Below are 25,637 nucleotides of genomic sequence, written 5' to 3' on the forward strand. Positions count from 1 at the left end.
CCAAAATTGGGGGACTTTGAACCTTGGGCTTCCCGCCGCTTTGGGGCAATTCATCCCCTGATTCAGCAACGCCAAGTCTTATTTGCGATCACCGATTCAATTTGCGTCCTCTATTGATTAAGTGTATCGAGGGTTGTACTAAGAGTTGTGTTAGGGGTTAAACAACAGTGAGCGACTTTCTCACAATTACTAACAATTGCTCATCTTTGAGGACTTGGAGCAACATCCGAATTGCGCCTGTCTTGGTGGCACCTGTTTTCTTGCAGTACGCTTCGAGTGCTGCAAAGTCTTCATCTGAAACCCGAAAATCTAATCGTTTAGACATGATGTTTGTACGTCGCTTGCTGTACGATGATATCATGCTCTTAGGATTCAAGACGGAACTCAAACTCAACCATCAGCAGCGTACCGACCTGCTGAAACATTCTGGCGTAGCGCGTCATGCGTGGAATTGGGGACTCGGACTAACCAAACAAATCCTTGACCACAACCAAGCAAATCCAGAGAACAGAATTAAATTCCCTTCTGCAATTGACTTGCATAAATGGTTGGTTGCATTGGTGAAGCCTGAAAATCCCTGGTACTTTGAGTCCTCAAAATGTGCGCCTCAATATGCGCTGCGAGATTTACGACTGGCTTGGGATAGGTGCTTTAAGAAAGTCTCAGGGGTTCCCAGGTTTAAGAAGAAAGGACGCTCAGACTCATTTGAGTTGGACGGCACAATCAAGATTCGTGGTACTCGTCGAATTCAAGTTCCGAAACTTGGCATCCTGCGAACTTACGAAGAGTTGCCGCAAGTGCCCATCAAGAATGTCGCGATTAGCCGCACCGCCGATAGATGGTATCTCTCATTCCGAATTGAGGTAGAGCCGATCGCATCGCCTAAATCAGTTGATGTTGTGGGAGTGGATTTAGGCGTGAAGTCTCTCGCCACTCTCAGCACGGGCGAAGTCTTTGAGGGTGCGAAATCGTATCGCCAACTCGAATCAAAGCTGTCTCGACTGCAATGGCTCAATCGCCACAAACAGCGAGGATCAGCCAACTGGAAGAAAGCCCAAATCAGAATTGCCCGATTGCACCAACGGATTGCCAACCTCCGTAAAGACACGCTTCATAAGCTCACGACTTATCTTGCCAAGAACCATGGCATGGTAGCGATTGAAGACTTGAACGTGTCTGGAATGATGGCAAATCACAAGCTTGCAAAAGCCGTAGGTGATATGGGCTTCTATGAGTTCCGTCGGCAACTGGACTACAAAACCAAGCTGTACGGGTCTGAACTCGTCATCGTAGACCGTTGGTTTCCGTCGAGTAAAACTTGCTCGAATTGTGGAGCCAAAAAAGAAGCACTCACCCTCTCTGAGCGCATGTTCACCTGTGAGCATTGCAGATTCAGTCTTGACCGAGATCTGAATGCGGCAATCAATTTGAAAACCGCGGGAAGCCATCCCGTGTCAGCCTGTGGATCGGGTGAAGCCGACTTCTCCGAGTTGAAGCAGGAAGATTTCAGTTTGTTAGCAAACGTTAGTAAGTTATGAGCGGAACTGTGCCAAGGTAAAGTCCATGAGTTTTGACCTCTCACCTTCACCTGAGATTGCCCTAGACTCACCTGCGACGGTGACTGAGATGGATGTGTGCATTACTCCATTGTTGGCGCAGCGTTCCTCAAGGCGAGCCAACTTTGAGGCAGAAAATCGAGCCTTTCAAACCTTGGCGCAAGCCCTGGCAGGAGATGCCCGATCGCTCCTCAAAACGCTAACTCACCTGGCGCTTCCCCTCTGTCAAGCGGATACCGTCGGCATCAGTTTGTTAGAAACGTTGGGTGAGGAATCTGTCTTTCGGTGGGTGACCGTGGCGGGCAGTTTGGACTCGTGGGAAGGGGACATCATGCCTTTTCTCAGTCCGTGTGGAACAACAGTGCAGTCAGGACAGCCACAGCTATATACCCATCCCGAACGCTATTTTTGTTATCCTCAGAAACCCTGTTCACCGATCGCAGAGGCGTTGTTGATCCCTTTAATTGCAGACCAGCAGGCATTAGGAACGATCTGGCTAGTCACCCATGATCCCGATCGCCATTTTGATCGCGAAGATCAGCGCATTCTCACCAATTTATCTGGCTTTACAACTGCGGCATTAACCAACCTCAAAGCGCGACACCAAGCTGAAGACCTGTTACAGCGCGAACGGGCAGCCCGACAAGAAGCGGATCTGGCTCGTCAGGCATTAGACCAGTCCGCAAAACGCGCGATCGACATTCTCGAAAGCACAACCGACTGTTTTGTAGCGCTCGATCACGACTGGCGCATCACCTACGTGAACCGCACCACTGCAAAACTCAATAATCTGTCACCCCAAGACATGATCGGTAAAACACACTGGGAAATGTGGGACTGGTCACCCGGTACGATCGTCGAACAAAATTATCGTCAAGCCGTTGCGACTGGACTTCCTGTTGAGTTTGAGGTGCTGTATGAGCCGTTGCAAATGTGGCTAGAAATTCACGCCTATCCTACCAGTGAGGGATTGAATCTTTACTTTCGCAATATCACCGATCGCAAGGAGACTGAAGCCAAACTTCATGAACAGTTTGAAGAAATTGAGGTGATTTACAATACGGCTCCGATCGGGTTAGCAGTCCTTGATTGTGACTTGCGCTTTGTTCGCATCAATTCAAGGCTGGCCCAGATCAATGGACTTTCTGTAGAGGCGCATCTGGGGCGCAGCGTTCGAGAGATTGTCCCCGATTTAGCTGATGCCGCAGAGCCGCTCCTTCGTCACGTCCTTGAAACGGGAGAACCGCTGCTCGATCTAGAAATTAACGGAGAAACTTCTGCCCAACCAGGCGTTAAGCGTACCTGGAACGAAAACTGGTTTCCCCTGCGGGACGCAACGGGTCGAGTCGTCGGTGTCAATGTCGTCGTAGAAGAGACCACACAGCGCAAACAATTTGAGGCGGCTTTGGGCGAGAGCGAAGAACGATTACGTCTGGTGCTAACGGCTGCAAACCAGGGCTGGTATGACTTAAACGTACAAACCGGAGCCTCGATCGTGTCTCCCGAATATGCTCAAATGCTTGGCTACGATCCCGAAACGTTTGAGGAAACGAATGCAAAATGGCGCGATCGATTACACCCCGATGATTGGAAACCAGTTAGCCGCGTGTATGAAGACTACATTGCAGGCGATCGCAGCGAATACCGCGTAGAATTTCGGCAACGCAAACAGTCTGGCGATTGGATCTGGATTTTGTCTCTGGGTAAAATCGTCGCGTGGGATGCTGACGATCGCCCTTTACGAATGCTCGGAACCCACACCGACATCACTGATCGTAAGCAAGCCGAAATCGCCCTACAAGAACAAACCAGACTCCTGCAAGTGATCATCGACAGTATCGGAGATGGCTTGATTTTGGCCAATTCCAATGGAGAGTTTGTGCTATTTAACCAGGCGGCAGAGCGCATTTTTGGTCGGCTCTCTAACGATCGCCCCTGTGAAGACTGGTCACACACCTATGGGCTATATTTGCCTGATCGACAAACCTTCTTTCCGTCTGAGCAGCTTCCACTGTATCGGGCTATGCGAGGAGAAGCGGTCAATGATGTCGAGGTCTTTGTTCGTCCTGATCTGACCAGAGAAGGACGCTGGATCAGTATTAGTGGGTTTCCGGTGGCTGACCAGAGTCAAGAAGTGACGGGGGGCGTGATTACCTGTCGAGACATCTCAGAGCGCAAACAGGTCGAAGCCAAACGCCGACAAATCGAAGCCGAATTAATTCGTACCAATCGCATCAAAGACGAATTTTTAGCGGTGTTGTCCCACGAGCTTCGTACGCCGCTCAATCCGATTTTGGGCTGGGCTAAAATTCTGCAAACAGGCACCTGTGATGCTGCCAAAACACAACAGGCCTTGGCGACGATCGAACGCAATGCCAAACTTCAAACGCAGCTTATCGACGATCTACTTGATGTCTCTCGAATTTTGCGCGGCAAGCTGACCCTGGCTTCTGAACCTGTGAATTTGACCAGCGTGGTTGAGGCGGCGATCGAGACCGTACGGTTGGCAGCGGAGGCTAAATCGATCGCCATAAGATCTCAACTAGAGCCAACGCTCAGCGTATTGGGCGACGCGGGGCGCTTACAGCAAGTCGTTTGGAATCTACTCACCAATGCGGTCAAGTTTACGCCCAACAGCGGGCGAGTCGAGATTCAGGTCACTCAGGTAGACAGTACGGCTCAGATTCAGGTGATTGATACGGGTAAAGGCATTCGTCCAGACTTTTTATCTCAGGTGTTTGAGCGATTTCAGCAGGCCGATTCTTCGACGACTCGACAGTTTGGCGGTCTGGGATTGGGGCTAGCGATCGTTCGTCAACTCGTCGAACTTCACGGCGGCACCGTCCAAGTCAGCAGTCAGGGCGAAGGGCTAGGGGCGACCTTTACCGTTTGGCTACCGCTCATTCCTGGTGCGTCTTCCATTCAGACTGTCTGCAATCGAGCAATCTTTACGTCACTACAAGGTCTGCGCGTTTTGGTCGTAGATGATGAAGCCGATGCGCGTGAGCTAGTCCAGTTTGTGTTGGAGCAAGAAGGCGCGATCGTCACCAGCGTTTCATCCGCCAGAGTAGCGCTTGAGTCGCTAAAGCAGGACACCTTTGATCTGATGATCAGCGACATTGGAATGCCCGACATGGACGGCTATGGGCTGATCGAGCAGATTCGCTCCAATCTTCCAACAAGTCGTCAAATTTTAGCGATCGCGCTGTCTGCCTATGCGGGAGAAGCCAATGAGCGTCAGATCCTAAAAGCAGGATTTCAGAAACATTTGGCGAAGCCTGTTGACCCGATCGAGTTGGTGACATTGGTCAGACAGTTGACTTCACTCCGATCGGCTTCTGCCCTCTAAATTCCCCAAAATTGAGGCTGGCGAATACTGTTAGCTTCGCAAGTGCCTTCGGCAACGCGCCTAAAAGAACAAAGTCTGCCTTCGCAGACTAGACCTCTCTAGGGGGTTGTTAATCCGCGACGGCGGATTTTGTTCTTTTAGCTGCGGTTTTAACCGCCAAGCAAAAAGTTTTGTCTGCATTTTTAACCGCCAGGCTAATCTGAGACTGACCAAAACTCACTCTCTGTTGAGCAAAAAAGATTAATTTTTTCTATAGCACGTGAGATCTATTCCTTTTGGATGTGCCCCCCCGCAAATCTGCTGACTAATGTACTAATAGTTTCTGGCTGTCTTTCATGCGTCAAATCCCAGGAATCTTTGGACTCGTGATCTACTGGCACTTTGCGAAGTCAATTCGTCTGACAGTGTTTGTGGTGATGAAGTTTTTGGCAACTCGTTGAGTGATCGCTAAAAGTATCGATCGCTCAGACGATCGCGATGTGGATCAATGGGTTATTTAACCTGCTGCTAATCCAAAAACAACCTTTCTGACTTATATCTACTAATGATTGCAGGGATAGTGATTGCAAGAAATGTACAGCGTTTTATGTGGTTGGCATCTACGCAATCTTTTGTGGCAATGCTATTTGCAAAGAAACGGGTTTGACCTGACTTGCGATCGCACTCCACCTCCAGTTTTTGCCCAAGTTTTTGTTTGAATCCATCAAAACTCATGAGTATTGTTGAAGCGAAATGCACTGCCACGGATACGGTTTTCCATGTGGAGGGCTACGAAAAGATCGAATTTGATTTGCAGCTTGTCGAGGGTGTATTTGAGATTGAGAATGCGGTTTTGGCTCAGAGCTACCAAAGTTTTGGGCGCTGTCTGGCGGTCGTCGATCACACTGTCAATCGGCTCTACAGTCTGCAAATGCAGGAATATTTTCGATACTACGGCATCGATTTGACGATTTTTGCCATCCAGATCGAGGAACCTGCCAAAACAATGGAGACATTGCAGGCGATCATTGATGCTTTTGCAAGTTTTGGTCTGGTGCGTAAAGAGCCTGTGCTAGTGGTGGGAGGGGGACTTGTGTTGGATGTAGCTGGCTTTGCCTGTGCCACTTATCGCCGCAGCACCAATTTTATTCGCGTACCGACGACGCTGATCGGGCTGATCGATGCCGGAGTCGCGATCAAAGTCGCAGTCAATCACGGTAAACTCAAAAACCGTCTGGGAGCTTATCACCCGCCCAAGCAAGTCTTACTCGACTTCTCGTTTCTCAAAACGCTGCCGATCGACCAGGTGCGAAACGGAATGGCAGAGTTAGTCAAAATCGCCGTAGTCGCCAATGCAGATGTCTTCAATTTGCTCGATGCTCATGCCGAAGCGTTATTGAGTACCCATTTTGGCTATCTAGGTGGCAGTGAAGCCCTGAAAGCAGCAGCCCATCGCATCACCTACGAATCGATCAAAACCATGCTGGAATTAGAAACGCCTAACCTGCATGAACTGATGCTCGATCGCGTCATCGCCTACGGTCACACCTGGAGTCCGACGTTAGAACTTGCGCCGAGTGTTCCTTTGCTGCATGGTCACGCCGTCAACATTGACATGGCACTGTCTGCCACGATCGCTGCCCAGCGAGGATACATTTCTGACCTGGAGCGCGATCGCATTCTCACCCTGATGAGCCGTTTGGGATTGGCGATCGATCATCCCTTACTCGATGGCGATTTGCTCTGGTATGCCACTCAATCGATCACTCAAACACGAGATGGATTGCAACGAGCCGCCATGCCTCGCCCGATCGGAGACTGTTTTTTTGTCAATGACTTCACCCGGCCAGAACTCGAAGCCGCGCTTGCTCAACACAAACAACGGTGTCAAACCTATCCGCGTCAGGGCGCAGGGGTAGACGCTTACATCGGCAGCACCCAGTCTGACCTAGTGGGGAGTGCATCATGACAGGCACGATTTCGCGCATTGCAGGCGATCCGGTGCGTCCGGTGACTCCAATGGGGATTTTGGTCGATCAGCTTGAAGCGATCGTCACTCAGGCGACTCAATGCCATCTCCCGTCCGATCTGCTGGCTAACTTACAAACGGCCTACCAGCTCGCTTCGGGACTCGATCCCTATGTAGAAGCTTGCACTACAGTAGAATCGGCCGACCTGGCAGCGATCGCAACACGCACCCAAAACGAGCGCTGGAGCCAACGATTTAGCGAGGGTGAAACCGTACGTCAACTCGAGCAAGAAATGCTCTCAGGGCACGTCGAGGGGCAAGCGTTGAAGATGTTTGTCGCCATGACCAGAGCGCGACGCATTCTCGATATCGGCATGTTCACCGGATATTCTGCTTTAGCAATGGCCGAGGCGCTTCCCCCTGACGGAACGCTATTGGCTTGTGAAGTCGATTCCTATGTTGCAAGTCTGGCAAGGGAACTGTTCGATCGCTCTCCTCACGGCCACAAAATTGAGATTGCGATCGCGCCCGCTCTAGAGACATTACAAACGTTAGCTAAGGCAGGTGAATCGTTCGATTTCGTGTTTATTGACGCTGACAAAAAGGAGTATGTTCAGTACTTCCAACTGCTGCTCGACTCTAGTTTGCTCACGTCGGATGGCTTGATCTGCGTTGACAACACGCTGCTACAAGGACAACCCTATCTATCGAATCCCTCCGCCAATGGAGCAGCGATCGCTCACTTTAATCAAGTGGTTCAGGCTGATTTGCGAGTTGAGCAGGTGTTGTTGCCATTGCGAGATGGCGTGACGCTCATTCGACGAGTGACCTGATGTTGAGAAAGATCAACCAGAAAACATCCCTCTAACAGAACGTCTATTTGATGAGGTTTTTTCGCTTTGGTGTTTAGTGCTTCTACGCCTCAAGCTGCCAATTTTAGGGGTTCAAAGTCCCTGACTTGTCAGAATTTGAGAGACGTTTCTAACCTAGCCATCGTAGCGGAAAGACTTCATCGAATCTACGTTCAGAAACCTCTCCTATCAGTTCGACAATGGTGAATTCTATTAGGTGGCGCATTTGGGCGATCGTGCAAAATTTACTGACGCTGATGGCGCTCACGATCGCGCTTCCCTTTAATCTCAGTCTGGTGTTGGGGGCGTGGGTTGGCCACTGGCTGCGCGGTGATTCTACTGTTGTGCAAGCTGATGATCCCAAGACGATTTTGATCACGGGCGGCAAAATGACCAAAGCGCTGCAACTTGCCCGATCGTTTCACAAAGTTGGTCATCGCGTTGTTTTGGCAGAAACACAGAAGTATTGGCTAACAGGGCATCGGTTCTCAAATGCTGTCGATCGCTTCTATACAATCCCGGCTCCACAACCAGATGCTGATAGCTATATTCAGGCGCTTTTGGCGATCGTCCAACAAGAACAGATTGATGTGTATGTTCCTGTGTGTAGTCCCGTGCAGAGCTACTACGATTCGTTGGCTAAGTCAGTGCTGTCGGGTTCCTGTGAAGTGTTTCACTTTGATCCGGATGTGACTCGAATGTTGGATGACAAGTTCGCGTTTGCGGAAGCAGCGAGAGCGATCGGGCTGTCTGTTCCCAAATCCTACTTAATTACCCATCCTCAACAGGTGCTTGACTTTGATTTTTCGAGTGAAACGCGCCCCTACATTCTCAAAAGCATTCCTTACGATTCTGTGCGTCGATTGGATTTGACCAAGCTCCCTTGCCCCACTCGCGAGGAAACTGAGGCGTTTGTCCGCAGTCTACCCATTAGCGACGAGAAGCCCTGGATCATGCAGGAATTCATTCGCGGTCAGGAATATTGCACCCACAGCACCGTGCGAGATGGTGAACTAAGACTGCATTGTTGTTGTAAATCTTCAGCCTTTCAAGTCAACTATCAGCAGGTCGATCAGCCAGAGATTCTCCAATGGGTCAGTAAGTTTGTTCAAGCAGAAAATCTCAACGGTCAGGCATCCTTTGACTTTATTCAATCTGAAGAGGGTGAAGTGTATGCGATCGAGTGCAATCCTCGGACTCATTCTGCAATCACCATGTTCTACAACCATCCCGATGTAGCGGATGCTTACTTAACCGACAAACCATTCACAAAACCGTTGCAACCCTTGCCCACTAGCAAGCCGACCTACTGGATCTATCACGAAGTTTGGCGACTCAATGAAGTGCGATCGCTCCAAGATACCCGCAAGGGGTCGCTGTCAGATCTTCAACACTGGTGGCAAACAATCCGACAAGGCAAAGATGCCATTTTTGAGCCTGATGATCCGCTCCCCTTTCTCATGGTTCACCACTGGCAAATTCCTTTACTACTCCTCGACAATCTACGTCGGACTGCTGGCTGGATTCGCATCGACTTCAACATTGGCAAACTCGTCGAATTAGGAGGCGACTAGCTAAAGCCTTCAGTGTTAGACCAAAGTTCAATGTTCAATGTCTAATGTCCAATGTCCAACAACACTCAACACTCATGACAACAACCCCCTTGTCGATCGCGCCCACCAACACCGAAGCCAAACGCAAAATCTTTGGCATGATTCAAGCCTTTTGGCAAAGTCAATGTCTTTATGTTGCAACGCACCTGGGCATTTTCAACCTACTGCACGACGAAGGCGCACAATCAGCCGAAACGCTGGCTAACAAAACCGTAACCAAAGTTGATCGTCTCTATGTTGTCCTGCGGGCCCTTGCTCATTTAGACATACTAGAAGAACGCCCCGATCGCATCTTTGCCCCGACTGAAACTTCGACACTATTAGTCACGAATCACGGGCCGTCGATCGGACATTTTGCAATGCATATCACCGAGCCTGCCCAATGGGATGCCTGGAATCAGCTTGAAGCCGCTCTGCACACAGGAGAAGTCGCTTTTGAGCGGGCCAACCACAAATCAGTGTATGACTTCTGCCAGGACGACCCCCGGAGCGGCGATATGTTTATGAATGCGATGAGCTTTTTGACCGACCATGCCGTTGATGCACTGTTAGAGGTTTATGACTTCGATCGCTTCTCGACAATTATGGATGTGGGCGGCGGTCAGGGCGGTTTGATTGGCAATATCGTCAAGCGTTTTGGCTGCAAAGGGATGTTGTTTGATGTCCCTTATGTGACGGCGACGGCTCCTGCTTATTTGCAGAAATTGGGAGTTGCTGAAGGTGCGATCGACATTGTTTCTGGTGATGTGTTTGAGGCAGTCCCGACGGGGGCGGATGCGATCGTCATGAAGTACTTCATCTCTGCCTGGAACGATGACGACGCTCGTGTGATTCTCAAAAACTGTCGGGCTGCACTTCCTCCCTACGGCAAGATCATTCTTCTGCAAGCGTTTGTTCCTGATCTCGACGACCCCAAAACTGCTCCAGACGGCATCATGCCCGGACTTTTCGCAGTGCAAATCATGGTTTCCGTCCCCGGTGGCGCTTGGCGAACACGACAACAATTCAAAACGCTGTTTGAAGAATGCGGCTTTAAGTTAGAGAAAACAGTAGACACCGGGACAAATCTATCAGCAATGGAATTTGGACTCGCTTGAGAAAGATATTAGACATTAGTTCAATAGACGCTGGACATTAGACATTAAACTTTGGTTATGAAGTCCCCTAGAATTGGCCTACCGTGTACCCACAAGTGGATTGGTCAATCATTGCCGAGATCCTTCGCCCCCTAAATCCCCCATTCTGGGGGACTTTGAAATAGAAAGATTTTCACAGTTCAAGCAATTTCTCAGGGGTTCAAAGTCTCTCACTGGTGGGGGGTTTAGGGGGCTGAAGCCGACTGAAACGAAGCAATTTATGACTTGTGTGTACATGGTAAAGAATTGGCAGTTTGGGGGCAAAAGATTTGAACAACGGGGGGAATAACCTACATCAAACACACCTCATCAAATTAGCCAAGATCTAATTCTTGCTAAATTACGATCGCTTTCCTCAACCACTCTTACTCTCTTTTGTCTAATCTTTTGTCTAAACATTGACATGCAACTGTCACCCTTCCAACGTCGAATTCTTAGCCAGCTTGAATCATTGCCCACGGGCGTTTCTGAATTGGTCAAAGCTAGTTTGATCGAGCGCAGTCAGATTCAATTAGGCGAGGCGATGACCGGACTCTTACGATCGCTCCGTCCCAAACAACCCATGATCTGGGACCCGTGGATTCTCAAAACGGGCAATCTCTATCGTCTCTACTACCTGCGCGGACTCGAAGGCCAAACGCCCTGGTGGACAGTCAGCAACCTCTGTGGGGCGGTCTCTGAGGACTTAGAGAACTGGCACGATCTAGGGACGCTCCTCAAACCCAACCCCAATCACTCCTGGGAATCTGGTCGCATCTGCGCGGGTTGCACTTACCAAGAAGACGGCGTTCTCTATCTGTTTTATTCAGCAGGCGGCAAAGAAATGCCCGACTTGCGAAATGAAGCGATCGCGTTAGCCACCTCCACCGACGGACTTCATTGGCAGCGTCAACTTGACCATTTTCCATTGATTCCCACTGAGCAAGATCCCTGGTATGGTCGCTGCAATTTAACCCAACACGTTCACTGGCGCGATCCTTATGTGTTCAAAGATCCCCAGGACGATCGCTATTACTTGTTTATTTGTGCCAGTGCCAAAACTCCCGGCAACTTTCAGGGCTGTGTGGGGTTAGCCGTCAGTGATACGATCGCCGGACCTTATCAACTCTTGCCGCCTGTCTCTGCCCCAACTTTAGAAACCGCTGACCATTGGCCCTTTTACCACATGGAGCGACCACAAGTATTGTTCAAAAATGGACGCTATCATCTGTTCTTTTCTTGCTTTCGGGTCTATCTCAATCCAAGCTGGCTAAGTCAAGTTAATTCTCGCTACATCACCAACTCAACGTTGTATTGGTATGTCTCCGATGCGGTAACGGGCCCCTATCTGCCCATGTTTGAGAACGAATCAATCGTTCCGGGTAGCGATCGGGTGGGCATGTATGGCATGAACTTTTTACCTGTGACCGAGCGCTTAGACGACTTCATTGCTTATGGGTGGTATCACCGTCTGCATACGCTGGGAGTCTCTTCAGCCCTGAGAGCAACTTGGAAGGAGCGCGATCGTATCCAACTTTTTTTTGACGCAGCCAACCCGATAGCTATCCCATTTGAGTTGTGAAAATTCGGTGGTTAGTCTCGTCAATTAATGGCTAAGAACGAATCACTAATACCAAGTTGAAAATAAGCTGCAACCAATTGATCAGTCAAACTTAGTCAAAGTCCCCCAGAATTGGGGGATCTAGGGGGCGAGAGAACTCAAACCCGCTCAAACATGCTTACTCAAGCGTTGATAAACTGTTGCCAAGGCGATCGCGTCTCCAACATTGCCCGGAAACAGCACAACGGGAAGATTAGGGAAGTCGGGATGATCGGCAGGCGTTCGTACCATTGAAACTCCCGCCAATACTTGACCCAGCAGATTTGCAGTTCTCAACGCCAAACCCTTACTCAGCGTGTCATTGGACGTAATGCCCCCTTTGCTGATCAAAAAACCAATATCAGAGGGGAGCGATCGCAACACATCCATCAATAATCCAGAAACCGCTTCGCCAAAATCCAGTCTAGTTTGCACACTATCGAAAGTGAGTTCCTGGCGGCTAGTGAAAATGACAGGCGTTTTATCTGCGTTGTGAGCATCGTTAACTTTTTTAAGCGTGTCGCTAAGTAGCGTAGTACGCGCATCGCCAGCGTCTAATAACTGAGATACCTCAATCTCAATGCCCACCGTTCCCGGCGTGTGTAGAAGAGTTTGAAGTTGCTCGGTGGTTTTTTTGACGTGAGAACCAACGATCACCGCTCCCGGCTTGCCTGCCCGCACGTATCGAGCCATTTCGTCAGGGGCGATCGGCTGTTTGGGTAATTGCGCCAGGGCAGTCAACACACTCGCTGCACTGCGAAACAAAAACCGCTTTCCGGTTGAAGCGGCCGTCAACACATCCGTTGCAAATCGATTTAAATCGTCCTGAGTTTCGGCATCGACGACACAGCACTGATTGTGGTGCAAATTCAGCAAACGATCTCTTTGAGATACCCGCAAGCGGTCGCTCACCCCAGACCGAATCTCCGCCAGCAAAAACCGTTCTACCTGCGCGGCTTGAATCCGTCCCTTGGTCTTTTCTTCGACATAATCGGGCAAATAGCTATGCTGATAGCCAAACACGGAATCCTTAGCAAACTCAGTTTGGTGAACTGGCGTATCGACCCCGTTGACCTTCAGATAGTGAATGCTGTCTCGCGTGGTGCGTCCCCCTTCAAAAAAGGCAGGAACTAGAAAGTGAGCATCAAACGGGCCAAGCTCCTGTGCGATCGCATCCGTCTCGATCGGGTAATGTCCCCGCAGCGTGGAATCAGACCGACTGACGACTAAAAAATCTTGAATCTTTTCGAGGGCGATCGCCTGCTTAAGATTTTGACAAACTTCTCTCGTGACGGAGGCTGCTCTATCTGGAGTCAGCGCCCTAGTGTTAGTCAACACAAAGAAAATCGGAGCCTCGTCAGCCAGCCCAATCCGCAGCGTCTCAACATCCCACCGCATCAGCAACAGACAACTATGAACCGTCTGGGAACCCGTCGGGTCATCATCCAGAACAATAATCTTAGGTCGTGTACTCATCAACTCACCTGGCAGTCTACCTTCGCTCAATCTACCAGGAAAGGGAGGGAAGGAGGGAGGAGGGAGGAGAGATGAAAAAAGTAATGTCAGATCGATCGACGCAAAGTTCTTTTATTGGCGTTGCTGAATCAGGGGATGAATTGCCCCAAAGCGGCGGGAAACCCAAGGTTCAAAGTCCCCCAATTTTGGGGGATTTAGGGGGCGAAAAGATGGACACTTCCCACAGATTCATCTCTCCAATCAGCAAAGTTCTTTTATTCTCTACAACTTCACTTTCTACACAAAACCCTGACTCATCCCTCATTCCTATCCCTTCTACTTACGAATATCTCGCGCCATATTGCGGAACATATCCATGCTTGAGTCAGCTTTGCGACGATCAACGCTTTCATCCTTTTTGACTTCGATCACAGGCTGTTGAGCGTTTTGGGGCATCACGACTGAGTTGGGTACGGTGACTTGTTTGCCGTTTTCGACGATGCGCTTGGTGGCGGATACTTCCTGGACAAGCTCCATTTCATCGGGCTGATCGACGGTTTTAGGAAAAGTACGTTTGACCTTTTTGGAAGCCCGCATGTAGTCTAGATCGCCGTAGGTTTGTGCCTCGTTTGCGTCTAGAAAGAAAGCACTGGAGTTTTTGGGAGCGGGAATTGGTTTTTGTTTTGCGGGTTTGGGGGTTTCTGCTTTTGGTTCTGAGTCAGATTTATCTTTGCCACTAAACAGTCCACGAAGAAATCCAGTCATCGTCGGTTCCTAACTTCAATATGTTAAATCAGTTTAACTTATGTTAACTAACATTAAAAGACTGTAGAGCGTTTTTCTAGCAGGTTTAGAAACGGCTTGTAGAAATGACGATCGCTCCCCCCTTAGTAAACTTCTAATTCGCATTAATCTGCTTTCACTCAAAACTGCGAAAATAGAATTGTGAGAGGAGTGAAAGAACTGATCGCCCCCGCTACGACTGAAAGTGACCTCTTACGGGTCACTCGAAGAGATCGGTTTCTAAATCAGCCCATTGCTAAATCAGCCCATTGACTGACCAGAGTTCTTCTCTACGGACGACGGTCGTCGCTAAATTTTTGAGTTAAATATGAATATCTGAATCGGTTTGAGACCAATTTGCGGAATTCACGTAAAAGCTCTTGGATCTACTGAGAGATTCAAGTCCACCCTTGATAGACACGCAAGATTGAATCGCTCCGAACACTCTGGAGGATGAAGAAAATGAAAGTCAACACGATCGGGATTTTTGCTTTACTGACAGCCATCTGTGTGGCACTTCCTGCGAGAGCCGAAAACCCTGACCAAATGAGAAGACTGCTCGAAACGGGTGAATGTTCCGGGTGCAATTTGGCAGGAGTCAACCTGAGCGGTGTACATCTTTTGGGTGCAGATCTGCGGAACGCAAACCTACAGGGTGCAAATCTGAGCGGTGCCAATCTAGAGGGGGCAGATTTGACAGGTGCAAACCTTAAGAACGCGAATCTGACGAATGCATTTATGACCAATGCCAGCCTGGATTACGCCATCATGACGGACGCAAATCTAGCTAACGCAAGACTCTACAACGCCAACACCTCTGGGGCAGTTCTCACGGGTGCAAACATTCAGAATGCAGAAGTATTTGGAAGCGGCATTAACGTTGGAGGAGAGTGAGAGAGACTCTGGACTTTGGACTGTAGACTTGGACTCTGAACAAAGAAGCATATTCAGCGGGGTGTCTTTAGTCTAATGTCGTTCCCTAGCCCTCCAATTTCACAAAAATGCTACCTCTTTGGATTCCTGATTCGCTGCCATAGCTGCTGACGGTGAGCGATCGTAGATGTTCTAAAAATGGTTGTCCTGCCAGTTCTACCACTTTGAACAAGGGGAAGCGATTTTCTAAAATTGGCTGCGCTTGCTCCCAATCGATAAACAAATAGCCATTGTTAGGTTTTGAGAAGGGGGCGATCGCGTCCCCAAATTTTTTGGTTTGAGTAATGGGATTTTTTGGAGCTTTGAGCAGGTCACTCAGCACTTCGACCGATGGGGCAAAAATCTCGTAGTTACCGACAGCGGCATGGACTCCAGTCACTTTAGCTTCGACGGCCTTCTGTCCTGGTTTGGTCAAATCTGATGTAGAAAGCCGAGTCCAAACGTTAACGGTCTGATCGCCCAGTGGCAGCGACCCAACACTCACCCCCTGCTGCTTGGCAATATCGTCTAGATGAGCGATCGCTCCTTCTGCCTTCTCAGTAGACTTATCCGCCACAAACACCCAATTCAGCCCTTTCTCTTCCTCACTTTTCACTCCTCTCTCCTCTCTCCTCTCTCCTCCGGGCACCAATCCCAGCGCATATTCGCCCTTAACCCAGCTAAAAATATCTTCTGGCAAGTTCAGTTTCCACTGTTGTTGAAGCGCGTCGATCGGCTGGTTGATCCATTTCGCCAGATCGGGATAGCTAGAAACGCCCCGCGACAGGTCGTTCCACAGTTGCGCTAGATCGGTGCCGGACGCAGAGAGCGGACTGTCTGGAATGTATTGGAGTGCGCCCACAGGTTGAGAAAGTGCCGCAGAATGAGCGCCCTGTCCATCGGTTTGCAACGCGGTTTCTGCGATCAAGCCTTGACGATCGACTCCCAGCGCGATCGCTAGACTTTCATATCCGACAGCATCCTCGGCGACTGGTTTGCCAGCCCAGCTAGACAACTGAGGAAAATTTAAAAAAGCGATGCCGATTCTGCCTTGTTTGAGATGAGCGATCGCTTTTTGATAGTCTGCCGAACTGCCCAACCCTAGCTCGATCGCCTGAACGTTATTGATCGCATCCCGCAGCACTTTAGGACGATTGGCAAACAAGACAAAGCGGTTTCCGACGACAGCGCTGGCAAAAGAGGCGTGAGGCGTGAGGCGTGAGGCGTGAGGAGAATTTTTTTGACTGCCGGAGGTTTTTGGGAGGTTTTGTTGGGCTGCTTCTGAATCGCGACTGTAAATCAGCTTGGTGCCTTTGTATTGCTCAAAGACTAGCTCTGCGCCAGCGATCGCTCGTTTTTGCCAGAGGATTTGCAGAAATTCGCGCGATCGTTCGGCATCTTTGGTGGTGACGGCGAGTAAGTATCCGGGTTGTTGTCCGTTGTCGGGGTCGCGATCGCTGTCTAATGTCGTCACAGCCAGCGTGATCTCGTTGCCTAGCCAGGGTTTGATGTCTTGCGAGTAGTCCAAGCCAGACGTACCAAGAATACTTTGCTGAAACTGGTTCCACTCCGATCTCGCCTGCTTGCGGTCTTGCGGTTTTGCGGTTAAGAGTCGAAGGGATTCTAAGCGATCAGGGTTGACCATCAACGAGGCCATCACAGGAGCCTGCTTGGGCACAAAGATTACAGCCGACGGCGTAGTTTCTGGGCCGCCTTTGAGCAACCCTAGCGGACTTTGAGCAAATAGCCAGACAACGCCGATCGTGCCCGTCAACAGCAAGCCAGCGGCGATCGTTCCCAGCAGATAGAAAAATGAACGAAGCTTCATGGGTCAGTCCAGACAAAACGGATCAGTTCGTGGAGTCAGATCGGCAGTGTTTCAAAGTTTGACCAATCTACCCAGCCTCATTATTTCAGCACAAGGTTCCGGGCGATCACGAATTTGTGAACGAAGGAAGTTGATTGACCCGCACAGCAGCTAAAAGACTGTAGCTAAGAGGCTCGTCAGGAAATGGGCGTTGCTGAAAGAGGAATGGTTTAACCAGGCAGAGAGACCGATCGGTTCTTCAAACCGTGAAGCAATAGACGTAGCGAACAAAAGTCCCTCACTCGTGGGGAACTTAGCGATGGTCATAGCGGACAGCCTACCTGAAATAGCTATCGTTGAATCTTGCGAATCTGACGAGCCTCTTCCAAAAATCCTTCGATATCTTCTGCCGAAACTCGCTTGACATAGTTGACTTTGATTTCTTCAAGCAAATCTGTCGCCAAAGACTGGAGTTCTTGAAGCGATCGCTGATCTCTCACTTCTGAGACGAGGGTTTCACCAAATTTCTTAACTAACCGATTCAACAAGTCGGCACCTGCTTTATCTTCTAGCGCTGTAACGATCGCGCCATAGGCTCCTTCGGTGACTTCTGTAACCAGGCGATCGTTGATCTGCTTGGGCACCTCTCCCACTAGAGGCACCATTTTTAGGGCTTGATAGGCAGGTGATTGACTGAGAATGGCTTCTACATTGTGACGCAGGAGCGCTTCTAGTTCGGGTTTGACTTTGGGCAACACGTTGTAAACAGTCAGTTTGAGAATGTGGCTGGTGAGTTCTTGAATTTCGTCGCGCTGATTGAGGTCAACATAGGGACGAGACGCGGTTTGAGCTACCCATCGAGCAAATTCCCCGCGCGCGATCGACACCTGAATGCGATCGATCACCTGTACGACCACAACTTCGGCCAGTTCTTCCGAAATGTTGGCGATAAAACCCTGACTTGCCTGTGTGCGAATTCGCTCCCAACTGACCAGACCTGCCTGTTCGAGACGCATTGCCACCGGAATCACCCGCAGCCAGCGCCAAAACGGAATCAGCAAAAACACGTCATACCAGCGCCAGAGCATCGCATCTAGCCAGCTCAGACTTCGATACTTGCGGCTGAGATAGAACGATCGCGCCAAAAACTCCAGCCCAAACAGAATGACAAACGGCGCATCAATGATCCAAAACCGCTCGGTGTAGTCGCCATTTTCGCCGATCGTTCGGTAGTAGTTGACCGCCATCAAGGGACGAATCTCGCGATCAAAGAATTGCAGTTCGTTAGCAACGCCTCTTTGAGTCAAAAAATCGACGCTCCAAAACGTCTCAAAGGCTTTGCGAGAAGATTCACCCCGACGTTGGTTAAAAACCTGCTCTCGCATTCGATTTTTGATTTTCTCAAACGTGCCGCTTTTGTTGGCCGCTTGAAAAGGGTTATTTTGAATGATGTCGTTACTGCGATCGCGCAATTCTCTCAGACGTTGTTGAACTTGATCGCTCTGCAATCCTCCTTGTGATAACGCTTGCTCTAACGCATCGACATTTTCAAGATAGGCAACGGTATCTCGGTGAGGTTCAATTCCTTTAATTGGGTCGTACCACTGAGTCACCACCGGAACTCGCCGAAACCAAAAATCGCGCCACGGAACATAGGAGAGATCAAACGCAACTAGAGCTAGATTAGTCGTGGCTACGATCGCCATCAGTCGTTCAAACCACAGATTCTTACGGCGCGATGCCTTGATTGGTACAGAAGGAGCCATAGTGCCGAAGTCCCGCTTTGCAGCTTGTCTGACAGACAATTCTTGAAACGGTATTCAGTGTAAATCAATTCAATCCCCGACGGGAAAAGTATTCGGGATGAATTAGCTGTTTTTCGGGTACTTCGTTAACGTGAATTCGATGAGAGTTTTTTCGCTTCGTTGTTCACCGCTTCTGCCCCCCAACTCTCCAGTTTTGGGGGACTTTAAGAGAGGAATTCTGGTTCAAAGTCCCTCACTCGTGGGGGATTTAGGGGGCGTTCCTGGATCTAAAAGCGAAGCGAAGCGTTCATCGAACTGACGTTTCGTTAGGTCTGACTTTAACAAGTTGGTGAACGGTCGTGTCCCTGATTTTGTGATCAACAAACTAACGGATGGAGCGAGAGGCGACTTGAGGACAGTAGTGCTTAGGGGCTAATGAGGTTGCGATCGAGAGAGAAACCAGTTTGAGTTGAAATTGTTGCTGGCTCTGCTCATATTCTTGTCGATTTGCACCAGCGGGAGAATAGGCTTCCAGAGACTCATACGCCTGCATGTATTGACGTTCCATAAACTGTCCTTCTGAGATACCAGACTGTCGCGCTTCACAGTAGGTAGTTGCAGCCTCAAGAAATAAGGATGGATTGGTTTCTACCATTGCAATCAGCGTAGGATCGGCTTGACCTTTCATCATTTTTCTAATGTCAGCGAGATAAGCAGCGTCTTGTTTGACCGCTTTTGAAGCTTTTTCGGCATTAAACCCACACACCGATCGTGTCAAATCAATAATTTGTTTGGAGTTTGTCTGCATGTAGCAGTCATAATCAGGCTGTTTGGCAGAGGCTTGAAAGGGGAGTAGGGCAACGGCTGCGATCGCGGAAACTCCCAGGAATATTTTGAGCATATAAATTGAGTCAAATGTCTATTCAAACATGGCTCGATTTACATAAAGACTTTGAGAACCGTGTGACGATCGATGTAATGTCTCGGTGAATTCTCCACCAATCGTGCGATCGATGACTTCCTCTCTTGGCTCTACCAAAAGTGAAGTGTGTTTCAGGCATTGCAAAGTAGGGAAACGACTCAAGAATACCAATGCTCTAACAGTGCTCTAAATTAGCGCTACGAAGACTGTAAAGACCTTGGACTTTAGACTCGAAAAACCAAAGTTCTTTTGTGGTCAGTGCTGTGCTGAGTTGGAGACTGGTAGGTTGATAGCAACGGAGGTGGAGCTAGCCGATCGCACTCGACAGCTAACTTGTCCGTTTTGCATCTCGACTCGCTTGCAGCAAAGGGCAATTTCTGGGGCAAAATCTTGCTGACCGACCGGAGCAAATCGCTCGGCGACAATCTCGATCGCAGCCCACAACTCAGAGCAACTGACTTCTAAACTGATCGTCGAATCAGGTTGAGAATACTTGAGCGCTCGTCCCAAAAGATCCATCAGTATCGCTTCTGTATGTTCAGGATCAGCGAGAACTAACGGTAATTGAGTTGGAATTTTGCAAATCAGACGAGGTGCCACGCCCGATCGCCCGACCAATAAATGTCGAGTTAAAGAATCTAATAGTAAGTGCAGGTCGATCGCTTCTAGCTGCACTGTCACTTTTCCGGCTTCTATTTTTTGCAGCAAAGTCGCATCGGACAGCAGATCACCTAATTGATGAAGTTCACCCGCCATTGACGATAAGGTTTTTTGCCAGTCGGGGTCATTGTGAAAAGACTGGTCGAGTCGTCCCAAATGGGATTGAATCGAGTCGAGCGATCGGGCAACTCGCCGCTCTAAAGCCTTGACTAACTTGTCTTGACCTTGCAGTTGGCTTTTTAGATCCGCAGTCTCCGATGTGAGCGATGTCAGCACCTGTTCAACGTCGGGCGAGGGGCGAATTTTCAAACGAGACGACTGAGACATGATGGATGCCCAAACAAGAATAAGGTGAACGATCTCTTTGAGCTACCCGCAAAGGGCCGCAAATGGACTCTTTAAGAAACTTAACAAATATTTAGATTATTCTCAAGAGCATCCCCAAAAAGGAGAAGATTTTGTCGCAAACGAATCGTTAAAGCTTCTCTCGTCTGAAAAAATGCCCTTTATGAGAAATTTATTTAAACCTTGATCGACGGGCCCCAAGACCGATTCTGAATCCGCATCAAGCAGACGATTTTTTAGTGAAGGTCAGGGCATCGTCTGCAAAGTCAATCACGATCGTATCTCCTTCGACAAAGGCGTTTTCTAGCAGCTTGGTGGCGATCGGGTTTTGGATCTGACGCTGAATGGCCCGTTTGAGGGGACGCGCTCCATAGGTCGGGTCGTAGCCCGCATCCGCAATATAGTTTCGGGCAGGTTCCGTGATTTCCAGCGCAATTTTTTGGTCAGACAACATGCCTTGAATGCGCCGCAGTTGGAGAACAACGATCTGACCCAACTCAGTCCGACTCAGCGGATGGAAGAGAATCGTATCGTCAATGCGGTTGAGAAACTCTGGACGAAAGTGCTTTTGCAGCGCATTCATTACCCGCGTTTGCATCTCCTCATATTTGGAATCGTCGCCAGAAATATCCAGAATGTGTTCGCTGCCAATGTTGCTGGTCATGACGACGACGGTATTGCTGAAGTCGATCGTTCTCCCTTGAGAGTCGGTGATTCGTCCGTCATCCAACACTTGCAGCAAAATGTTGAATACGTCGGGGTGAGCTTTTTCGACTTCATCCAACAGCACCACCGAATAGGGTTTGCGACGAATCGCTTCGGCAAGCTGGCCGCCTTCTTCGTAGCCAATATAGCCTGGAGGCGCCCCAATCACGCGCATGACCGAACTTTTGTCCATATATTCCGACATGTCCAGGCGCACCATTGCATCGTCCGCGTCAAAGAGAAACTGCGCCAGAGCTTTCGCCAGTTCAGTTTTGCCTACGCCAGTCGGCCCCATAAACAAAAAGGAACCGATCGGGCGACCGGGATCTTTCATGCCCGATCGGGCCCGACGAATGGCTGCCGAAACCGCTTCTACTGCGTCTTGTTGTCCAATGACTCGCTGGTGCAGGTGGCTTTCTAGGGTCAGTAGTTTTTGGCGCTCTGACTCCATGAGGCGATTGACGGGAATGCCTGTCCATTTGGCGACAATCTCGGCGATGTCTGCTTCGGTGACTTGTTCGCGCAAGAGTGCCCCGCCTCCAGACTGCATGGCGGCCAGGTGAGCTTCTTTTTCTTCGAGTTCGCTCAAGAGTTTGGGCAAGCGTCCGTATTGCAACTCGGCTGCTTTTTCGAGGTTGGTTTCTCGCTGCGCTTTGTCGATTTGACGACCCAGGTCTTCTTCTTCGGCTTTCAGCGCGTTGACCGCATCCAGCAAATCTTTTTCTTTTTGCCAGTTGGAGTTGAGAGTACTCTGCTTATCGGATAACTCTTTGATTTCCTGGTTGACTCGCTCTAAGCGATCGCGGGCCGAGGCGCTAAAGTTGGCGGCAATGTTGGTGCGCTTGCTTTCAGTTTCGAGGGAAATTTTCTCCATTTCTAACTGCTGAAGGCGACGCTCGATCGCTTCTAATGGCGCGGGTTTGGAGGTGATTTCCATCTTGAGTTTGGCGGCCGCTTCGTCTACCAGATCGATCGCTTTGTCGGGGAGGAAACGATCGGCAATGTAGCGATAAGACAGCGTAGCGGCGGCGACCAGAGCCGAATCAGTAATCGTCACTTTATGGTGAACTTCGTAGCGGCCCTTGAGTCCGCGCAGAATCGAGATCGTGTTTTCGACGGTGGGTTCTTCGACTAACACCTGCTGAAATCGACGCTCTAAGGCGGCATCTTTTTCGATGTGTTTGCGATATTCGTCCAGTGTGGTGGCTCCGATACAGCGCAGTTCGCCCCGTGCCAGCATCGGTTTGAGCAGGTTGCCTGCGTCCATGTTGCCCTGAGTGGCTCCCGCTCCGACAACGGTATGCAGTTCGTCAATAAATAAGACGATTTGCCCATCAGAGTTGATCACTTCTTTAAGCACCGATCGCAGCCGATCTTCAAATTCGCCGCGATATTTTGCGCCTGCAATCAGCGATCCCATATCCAGCGAGATGAGAATGCGATTTTTGAGCGATTCGGGCACGTCTCCGTGAATGATGCGTTGGGCTAATCCTTCGGCGATCGCTGTCTTCCCTACGCCCGGTTCGCCAATCAGTACGGGATTATTTTTGGTGCGCCGAGACAAGACTTGAATCACCCGGCGAATTTCTTCATCGCGACCAATCACAGGATCGATCTTGCCTGCTTTAGCTTTCTCGGTCAGGTCTTGCCCAAATTTCTCCAGGGCCGCATAGCGAGATTCGGGACTTTGATCGGTGACTTTCTGACTGCCTCTAACGTCCTTGATCGCCGCTTCGAGTCTGGCTGTGTCCAGGTTAAAGCCTCGAAATAGCCGCACTCCCAATCGGGGATCGTTGGCAAATCCGATCAGGAAATGTTCGACTGAGATGAATTCGTCTTGCCAGGTATTGCGGGCAGCTTCGGAGCGATCGAGCATCGTATCAAGATAGCGTCCCAAAAAAAGCTGTTCACTACTGCCGACTCTGGGCTGACGTTTGGTGAAGTCTTCGATCTGCTGACCAAACCGCTGCACTTCTATGCCTGCTTTGGTCAAAATTTTGTTAGCCAGACCGTCTTTTTGTTCGAGCAAGCTGGTGATTAGATGTTCGACTTCTAGATTTTGGTGTTGATAACGACGAACTACATCCTGTGCCTGGACGATCGCCTCCCATGCTTTGTCTGTAAATTTGCTCGGATCAGTAGGTTGCATGTTCTCGTAGTAAATCTTTGTAAAGCTGCCTCTAGACACTTCATTGTAGCTTTTAGCTGTTGGCTGTTTGCTGTTAGCGGTGAGCAATTCGCGATCGCGTTGGCCGTCCGCTCAAGTGGTTTAAAAAACGAACAGGCAAGAAGTTTGTCTAGCTCCTTGCCCCACTCAAATTTGAATTTGCTTTAACGTGAATTCGATAAGAGGGACTCGCTTCGTTAGAATCGCCTTCAGCCCCCTAAATCCCCCAATTTTGGGGGACTTTGACCAAAGAAATTCCAGAGTTCAAAGAAATTGTGCTGATTCAAGGTTCCTCAGAATGGGGGATTTAGGGAGCGAAGCGCTCAATAACGAAGCGAAAAAACTCCATCGAATTCATGTTGTTGATTTCGAGGCGATCGTCGTTAGAACAAGGAGCGACCAAAGGCTGACTGGTTTCTTTTGCCAGTGCGAGCAGTCGAATCATTTTTTGATTGATCACTTCTGAGCCGAGTCGAGCCGTGTTTTTAGCTATTCTAAAAGCAGAAAATCCACGGTTTGAGGTTGTTAGTGAATGATGAACATCTCTCTTCCAGACCAGGTTCAAACTTTTGTAGAGGAGCAAGCAATCGCCGCAGGCTTCAACTCCACCAATGAGTACGTCTATCATCTAATTTTGCGGGAGCAAAAGCGTATCACCCAGCAAGAGCAAATTGAATCCTTATTGCTTGAGGGTCTAGAGAGCGGGGAGCCAGTGGAGACGACGGATGATTGGTGGGAACAAAAGCGTACTCAATTAGTTGAACGTTTTCAACAGTCGGATGCATGACCAAGCGAAATATCATCAGACCGAAGGCAAGCCAGGATTTAGACGATCACTTTGCCTACATTGCTGAGAATAACTTTGAAGCAGCCTTGAAATTCTTTGACTCGGCAAGATCTACGATCGCCCAACTTGCCAGAATGCCAGGAATAGGCAGTCTTTACTCCGTCGAAGATCCTCGCTTACAAGGATTACGGAAATGGGCAGTGAAGGATTTCAGGAAATACCTGGTTTTTTACTTTGAACGGGATGATGCGATCGAAGTTGTGAGAATTCTGTACGCCACACAAGACATCAGCAGCATTTTGGAAGGAGAGGGGTAAGCCGCGATCGCCTCGTGGAGTGGATTCTGGAACAGCGATCGCCGTTTGATTCGCTGTATTGTTATGGGAGAGCGAGTGGAAGCAACGGCTGGTTGGTGGGAACAGAGAGAATTGAGGCATGAACATTACGTATCGCCTGGAGGGGTTTGAGTTTGAGTGGAATGAAACCAAAGCCCAACGCAATTTTGAGAAGCATGGAGTAACCTTTGAGGAGGCGGCAGAGGTTTTCCTCGATCCCTTTCACGTCGTTGGTGATGCATCAGCAAAGTCTGAGGAACGAGAATTTGCTTTAGGATATTCTCTGGCTGAACGGCTCCTGCTTGTGATTCATCTTGAGCGGGGGAAAAGAATTAGAATGATCTCAGCCCGTGTTGCCACTCGTATTGAGCGGAGGTTATATGAGCAGTCTTGATGAAAACCTAGTATCAGAAGAAGATTTGGTGTTGCGGGTGCATCCGCGCGATTCTGAAGCAGTTTCTATCCAAATCCCGAAAGATACGCTGGCATCGCTTAGAAAGGTAGCAGCACAGCGAGATATGTCATTAGAAGCCTTAATCAAGCTCTATGTTGGCAAATGTTTGCGTCAGGATCTGAGTCAATTGTTTACCAATCAAGTGCTAGCTTCGACTGCAAAGGTTTTGGCAAGGCATAACTATTCAGAAGACGAGGTTACTCAAATCTTGCAGGAAATTTCACTAGAGGCAAAGTAAATACACCTCAAAATCGCCTCGGTGCTGCCTTGATTTTTTGGGCTATGAGGCAAATAGCTACATTCCTCAATCCGTAGTACTTACTTAGCCAAAAGCTCCCTTGGTGCAATGGTTCGGACAGTTTTTAGTTGAGGGGATGGACAAGAAAGCTATCGATCCCTTAGGGTGCTGATCAGAAAAAAGACGCACCAAATCGATAGCTGTATGCAAATTGTACAAAGCTTACTGGAAACAATAGACCTTTCCGAGAATTTACAAGCGAGACTACTCCTGGGTTTGAGGTCATTTCA

At 49.3% G+C, this 25,637-nt stretch carries 21 protein-coding genes; 12 read left to right on the forward strand and 9 right to left on the reverse strand.

The genetic code is table 11. The annotated features are described in order from the left end of the window. Positions 1–157 precede the first annotated feature (157 nt). Positions 158–325 (reverse strand): hypothetical protein, encoded by a 168-nt coding sequence (locus ACKFKH_RS28950; RefSeq protein ID WP_446859529.1) that lies wholly within the window; start codon positions 323–325, stop codon positions 158–160. On the opposite strand from ACKFKH_RS28950, the gene ACKFKH_RS28955 reads away from it, so the two are divergent. From ACKFKH_RS28955 to ACKFKH_RS28985, 7 genes are all read left to right on the forward strand, one after another. Further along, positions 324–1,538, forward strand: a complete 1,215-nt coding sequence (locus ACKFKH_RS28955; protein ID WP_446861833.1) for an RNA-guided endonuclease InsQ/TnpB family protein — start codon at positions 324–326, stop codon at positions 1,536–1,538. The two genes, ACKFKH_RS28950 and ACKFKH_RS28955, sit on opposite strands and share 2 nt — an antisense overlap. A gap of 25 nt (positions 1,539–1,563) precedes the next feature. Continuing rightward, entirely contained in the window at positions 1,564–4,905 is a 3,342-nt protein-coding gene (locus tag ACKFKH_RS28960; protein ID WP_446861834.1) for a PAS domain-containing protein, read from the forward strand. Between the two features lie 712 nt (positions 4,906–5,617). Continuing rightward, complete coding sequence (locus ACKFKH_RS28965) at positions 5,618–6,853, forward strand: sedoheptulose 7-phosphate cyclase (protein WP_446861835.1); 1,236 nt, start codon at positions 5,618–5,620, stop codon at positions 6,851–6,853. Further along, the gene (locus ACKFKH_RS28970; RefSeq protein WP_446861836.1) at positions 6,850–7,686 is read left to right on the forward strand and encodes an O-methyltransferase; all 837 of its coding nucleotides are present in this window, start codon (positions 6,850–6,852) and stop codon (positions 7,684–7,686) included. The genes ACKFKH_RS28965 and ACKFKH_RS28970 overlap by 4 nt, the downstream gene beginning before the upstream one ends. 218 nt (positions 7,687–7,904) lie before the next feature. Then, a complete protein-coding gene (locus ACKFKH_RS28975; RefSeq protein ID WP_446861837.1) occupies positions 7,905–9,278 on the forward strand; it encodes an ATP-grasp domain-containing protein in 1,374 nt (457 codons plus the stop codon). Positions 9,279–9,352: 74 nt separating this feature from the next. Continuing rightward, entirely contained in the window at positions 9,353–10,414 is a 1,062-nt protein-coding gene (locus ACKFKH_RS28980; RefSeq protein ID WP_446861838.1) for a methyltransferase, read from the forward strand. 442 nt (positions 10,415–10,856) lie between these two features. After that, positions 10,857–12,014 carry a beta-fructosidase gene (locus tag ACKFKH_RS28985; protein WP_446861839.1) on the forward strand — a complete coding sequence of 386 codons (1,158 nt, stop codon included), beginning with the start codon at positions 10,857–10,859 and terminating at the stop codon, positions 12,012–12,014. 147 nt (positions 12,015–12,161) lie between these two features. On the opposite strand, the gene ACKFKH_RS28990 is transcribed toward ACKFKH_RS28985, so the two are convergent. Continuing rightward, positions 12,162–13,508, reverse strand: coding sequence for a four-carbon acid sugar kinase family protein (locus ACKFKH_RS28990; RefSeq protein ID WP_446861840.1), 1,347 nt, complete (start codon positions 13,506–13,508; stop codon positions 12,162–12,164). Positions 13,509–13,823: 315 nt separating this feature from the next. Beyond that, positions 13,824–14,252, reverse strand: a complete 429-nt coding sequence (locus ACKFKH_RS28995) for a hypothetical protein (protein ID WP_446861841.1) — start codon at positions 14,250–14,252, stop codon at positions 13,824–13,826. Positions 14,253–14,732: 480 nt separating this feature from the next. Here ACKFKH_RS28995 and ACKFKH_RS29000 point away from each other — a divergent pair, with 480 nt between their 5' ends. Continuing rightward, on the forward strand, positions 14,733–15,164 hold the full coding sequence (locus ACKFKH_RS29000) for a pentapeptide repeat-containing protein (protein ID WP_446861842.1): 432 nt from the start codon (positions 14,733–14,735) through the stop codon (positions 15,162–15,164). Between the two features lie 85 nt (positions 15,165–15,249). Here ACKFKH_RS29000 and ACKFKH_RS29005 read toward each other — a convergent pair whose 3' ends face one another. From ACKFKH_RS29005 to ACKFKH_RS29030, 6 genes are all read right to left on the reverse strand, one after another. Next, positions 15,250–17,010, reverse strand: a complete 1,761-nt coding sequence (locus ACKFKH_RS29005; protein WP_446861843.1) for a DUF3352 domain-containing protein — start codon at positions 17,008–17,010, stop codon at positions 15,250–15,252. Positions 17,011–17,339: 329 nt separating this feature from the next. Continuing rightward, positions 17,340–18,755 (reverse strand): hypothetical protein, encoded by a 1,416-nt coding sequence (locus ACKFKH_RS29010; RefSeq protein ID WP_446861844.1) that lies wholly within the window; start codon positions 18,753–18,755, stop codon positions 17,340–17,342. Between the two features lie 364 nt (positions 18,756–19,119). Continuing rightward, a complete protein-coding gene (locus ACKFKH_RS29015; RefSeq protein WP_446861845.1) occupies positions 19,120–19,635 on the reverse strand; it encodes a hypothetical protein in 516 nt (171 codons plus the stop codon). A 276-nt stretch (positions 19,636–19,911) separates the two neighbouring features. Then, positions 19,912–20,643 carry a hypothetical protein gene (locus tag ACKFKH_RS29020; RefSeq protein WP_446861846.1) on the reverse strand — a complete coding sequence of 244 codons (732 nt, stop codon included), beginning with the start codon at positions 20,641–20,643 and terminating at the stop codon, positions 19,912–19,914. 238 nt (positions 20,644–20,881) lie between these two features. Beyond that, positions 20,882–23,515 carry an ATP-dependent chaperone ClpB gene (clpB, locus tag ACKFKH_RS29025; protein WP_446861847.1) on the reverse strand — a complete coding sequence of 878 codons (2,634 nt, stop codon included), beginning with the start codon at positions 23,513–23,515 and terminating at the stop codon, positions 20,882–20,884. Positions 23,516–23,840: 325 nt separating this feature from the next. After that, positions 23,841–23,978, reverse strand: coding sequence for a hypothetical protein (locus ACKFKH_RS29030; RefSeq protein ID WP_446861848.1), 138 nt, complete (start codon positions 23,976–23,978; stop codon positions 23,841–23,843). Positions 23,979–24,068: 90 nt separating this feature from the next. On the opposite strand from ACKFKH_RS29030, the gene ACKFKH_RS29035 reads away from it, so the two are divergent. The 4 genes from ACKFKH_RS29035 (at position 24,069) to ACKFKH_RS29050 (ending at position 25,347) form a co-directional block, all read left to right on the forward strand. After that, entirely contained in the window at positions 24,069–24,320 is a 252-nt protein-coding gene (locus ACKFKH_RS29035) for a ribbon-helix-helix domain-containing protein (protein WP_446861849.1), read from the forward strand. Next, entirely contained in the window at positions 24,317–24,637 is a 321-nt protein-coding gene (locus ACKFKH_RS29040; RefSeq protein WP_446861850.1) for a type II toxin-antitoxin system RelE/ParE family toxin, read from the forward strand. The genes ACKFKH_RS29035 and ACKFKH_RS29040 overlap by 4 nt, the downstream gene beginning before the upstream one ends. A 118-nt stretch (positions 24,638–24,755) precedes the next feature. Further along, positions 24,756–25,049, forward strand: coding sequence for a BrnT family toxin (locus ACKFKH_RS29045; RefSeq protein ID WP_446861851.1), 294 nt, complete (start codon positions 24,756–24,758; stop codon positions 25,047–25,049). Then, positions 25,036–25,347, forward strand: a complete 312-nt coding sequence (locus ACKFKH_RS29050) for a hypothetical protein (RefSeq protein WP_446861852.1) — start codon at positions 25,036–25,038, stop codon at positions 25,345–25,347. Before ACKFKH_RS29045 ends, ACKFKH_RS29050 begins: the two co-directional genes overlap by 14 nt. The last annotated feature ends 290 nt before the right edge of the window (positions 25,348–25,637 follow it).

This window comes from Phormidesmis sp. 146-20, from assembly GCF_052939475.1.

Bases quoted from the DNA above. Each gene is read 5' to 3' on its own strand.
- ACKFKH_RS29005 (WP_446861843.1), bottom strand. From the start codon at position 17,010: ATGAAGCTTCGTTCATTTTTCTATCTGCTGGGAACGATCGCCGCTGGC.
- ACKFKH_RS28955 (WP_446861833.1), top strand. From the start codon at position 324: ATGATGTTTGTACGTCGCTTGCTGTACGATGATATCATGCTCTTAGGA.
- ACKFKH_RS29035 (WP_446861849.1), top strand. From the start codon at position 24,069: ATGAACATCTCTCTTCCAGACCAGGTTCAAACTTTTGTAGAGGAGCAA.
- ACKFKH_RS29050 (WP_446861852.1), top strand. From the start codon at position 25,036: ATGAGCAGTCTTGATGAAAACCTAGTATCAGAAGAAGATTTGGTGTTG.
- ACKFKH_RS28990 (WP_446861840.1), bottom strand. From the start codon at position 13,508: ATGAGTACACGACCTAAGATTATTGTTCTGGATGATGACCCGACGGGT.
- ACKFKH_RS29000 (WP_446861842.1), top strand. From the start codon at position 14,733: ATGAAAGTCAACACGATCGGGATTTTTGCTTTACTGACAGCCATCTGT.
- ACKFKH_RS28985 (WP_446861839.1), top strand. From the start codon at position 10,857: ATGCAACTGTCACCCTTCCAACGTCGAATTCTTAGCCAGCTTGAATCA.
- ACKFKH_RS29020 (WP_446861846.1), bottom strand. From the start codon at position 20,643: ATGTCTCAGTCGTCTCGTTTGAAAATTCGCCCCTCGCCCGACGTTGAA.
- ACKFKH_RS28965 (WP_446861835.1), top strand. From the start codon at position 5,618: ATGAGTATTGTTGAAGCGAAATGCACTGCCACGGATACGGTTTTCCAT.
- ACKFKH_RS29045 (WP_446861851.1), top strand. From the start codon at position 24,756: ATGAACATTACGTATCGCCTGGAGGGGTTTGAGTTTGAGTGGAATGAA.
- ACKFKH_RS29010 (WP_446861844.1), bottom strand. From the start codon at position 18,755: ATGGCTCCTTCTGTACCAATCAAGGCATCGCGCCGTAAGAATCTGTGG.
- ACKFKH_RS28970 (WP_446861836.1), top strand. From the start codon at position 6,850: ATGACAGGCACGATTTCGCGCATTGCAGGCGATCCGGTGCGTCCGGTG.
- ACKFKH_RS28980 (WP_446861838.1), top strand. From the start codon at position 9,353: ATGACAACAACCCCCTTGTCGATCGCGCCCACCAACACCGAAGCCAAA.
- ACKFKH_RS28950 (WP_446859529.1), bottom strand. From the start codon at position 325: ATGTCTAAACGATTAGATTTTCGGGTTTCAGATGAAGACTTTGCAGCA.
- ACKFKH_RS28975 (WP_446861837.1), top strand. From the start codon at position 7,905: ATGGTGAATTCTATTAGGTGGCGCATTTGGGCGATCGTGCAAAATTTA.
- clpB (WP_446861847.1), bottom strand. From the start codon at position 23,515: ATGCAACCTACTGATCCGAGCAAATTTACAGACAAAGCATGGGAGGCG.
- ACKFKH_RS28995 (WP_446861841.1), bottom strand. From the start codon at position 14,252: ATGACTGGATTTCTTCGTGGACTGTTTAGTGGCAAAGATAAATCTGAC.
- ACKFKH_RS29015 (WP_446861845.1), bottom strand. From the start codon at position 19,635: ATGCTCAAAATATTCCTGGGAGTTTCCGCGATCGCAGCCGTTGCCCTA.
- ACKFKH_RS29040 (WP_446861850.1), top strand. From the start codon at position 24,317: ATGACCAAGCGAAATATCATCAGACCGAAGGCAAGCCAGGATTTAGAC.
- ACKFKH_RS29030 (WP_446861848.1), bottom strand. From the start codon at position 23,978: ATGATTCGACTGCTCGCACTGGCAAAAGAAACCAGTCAGCCTTTGGTC.
- ACKFKH_RS28960 (WP_446861834.1), top strand. From the start codon at position 1,564: ATGAGTTTTGACCTCTCACCTTCACCTGAGATTGCCCTAGACTCACCT.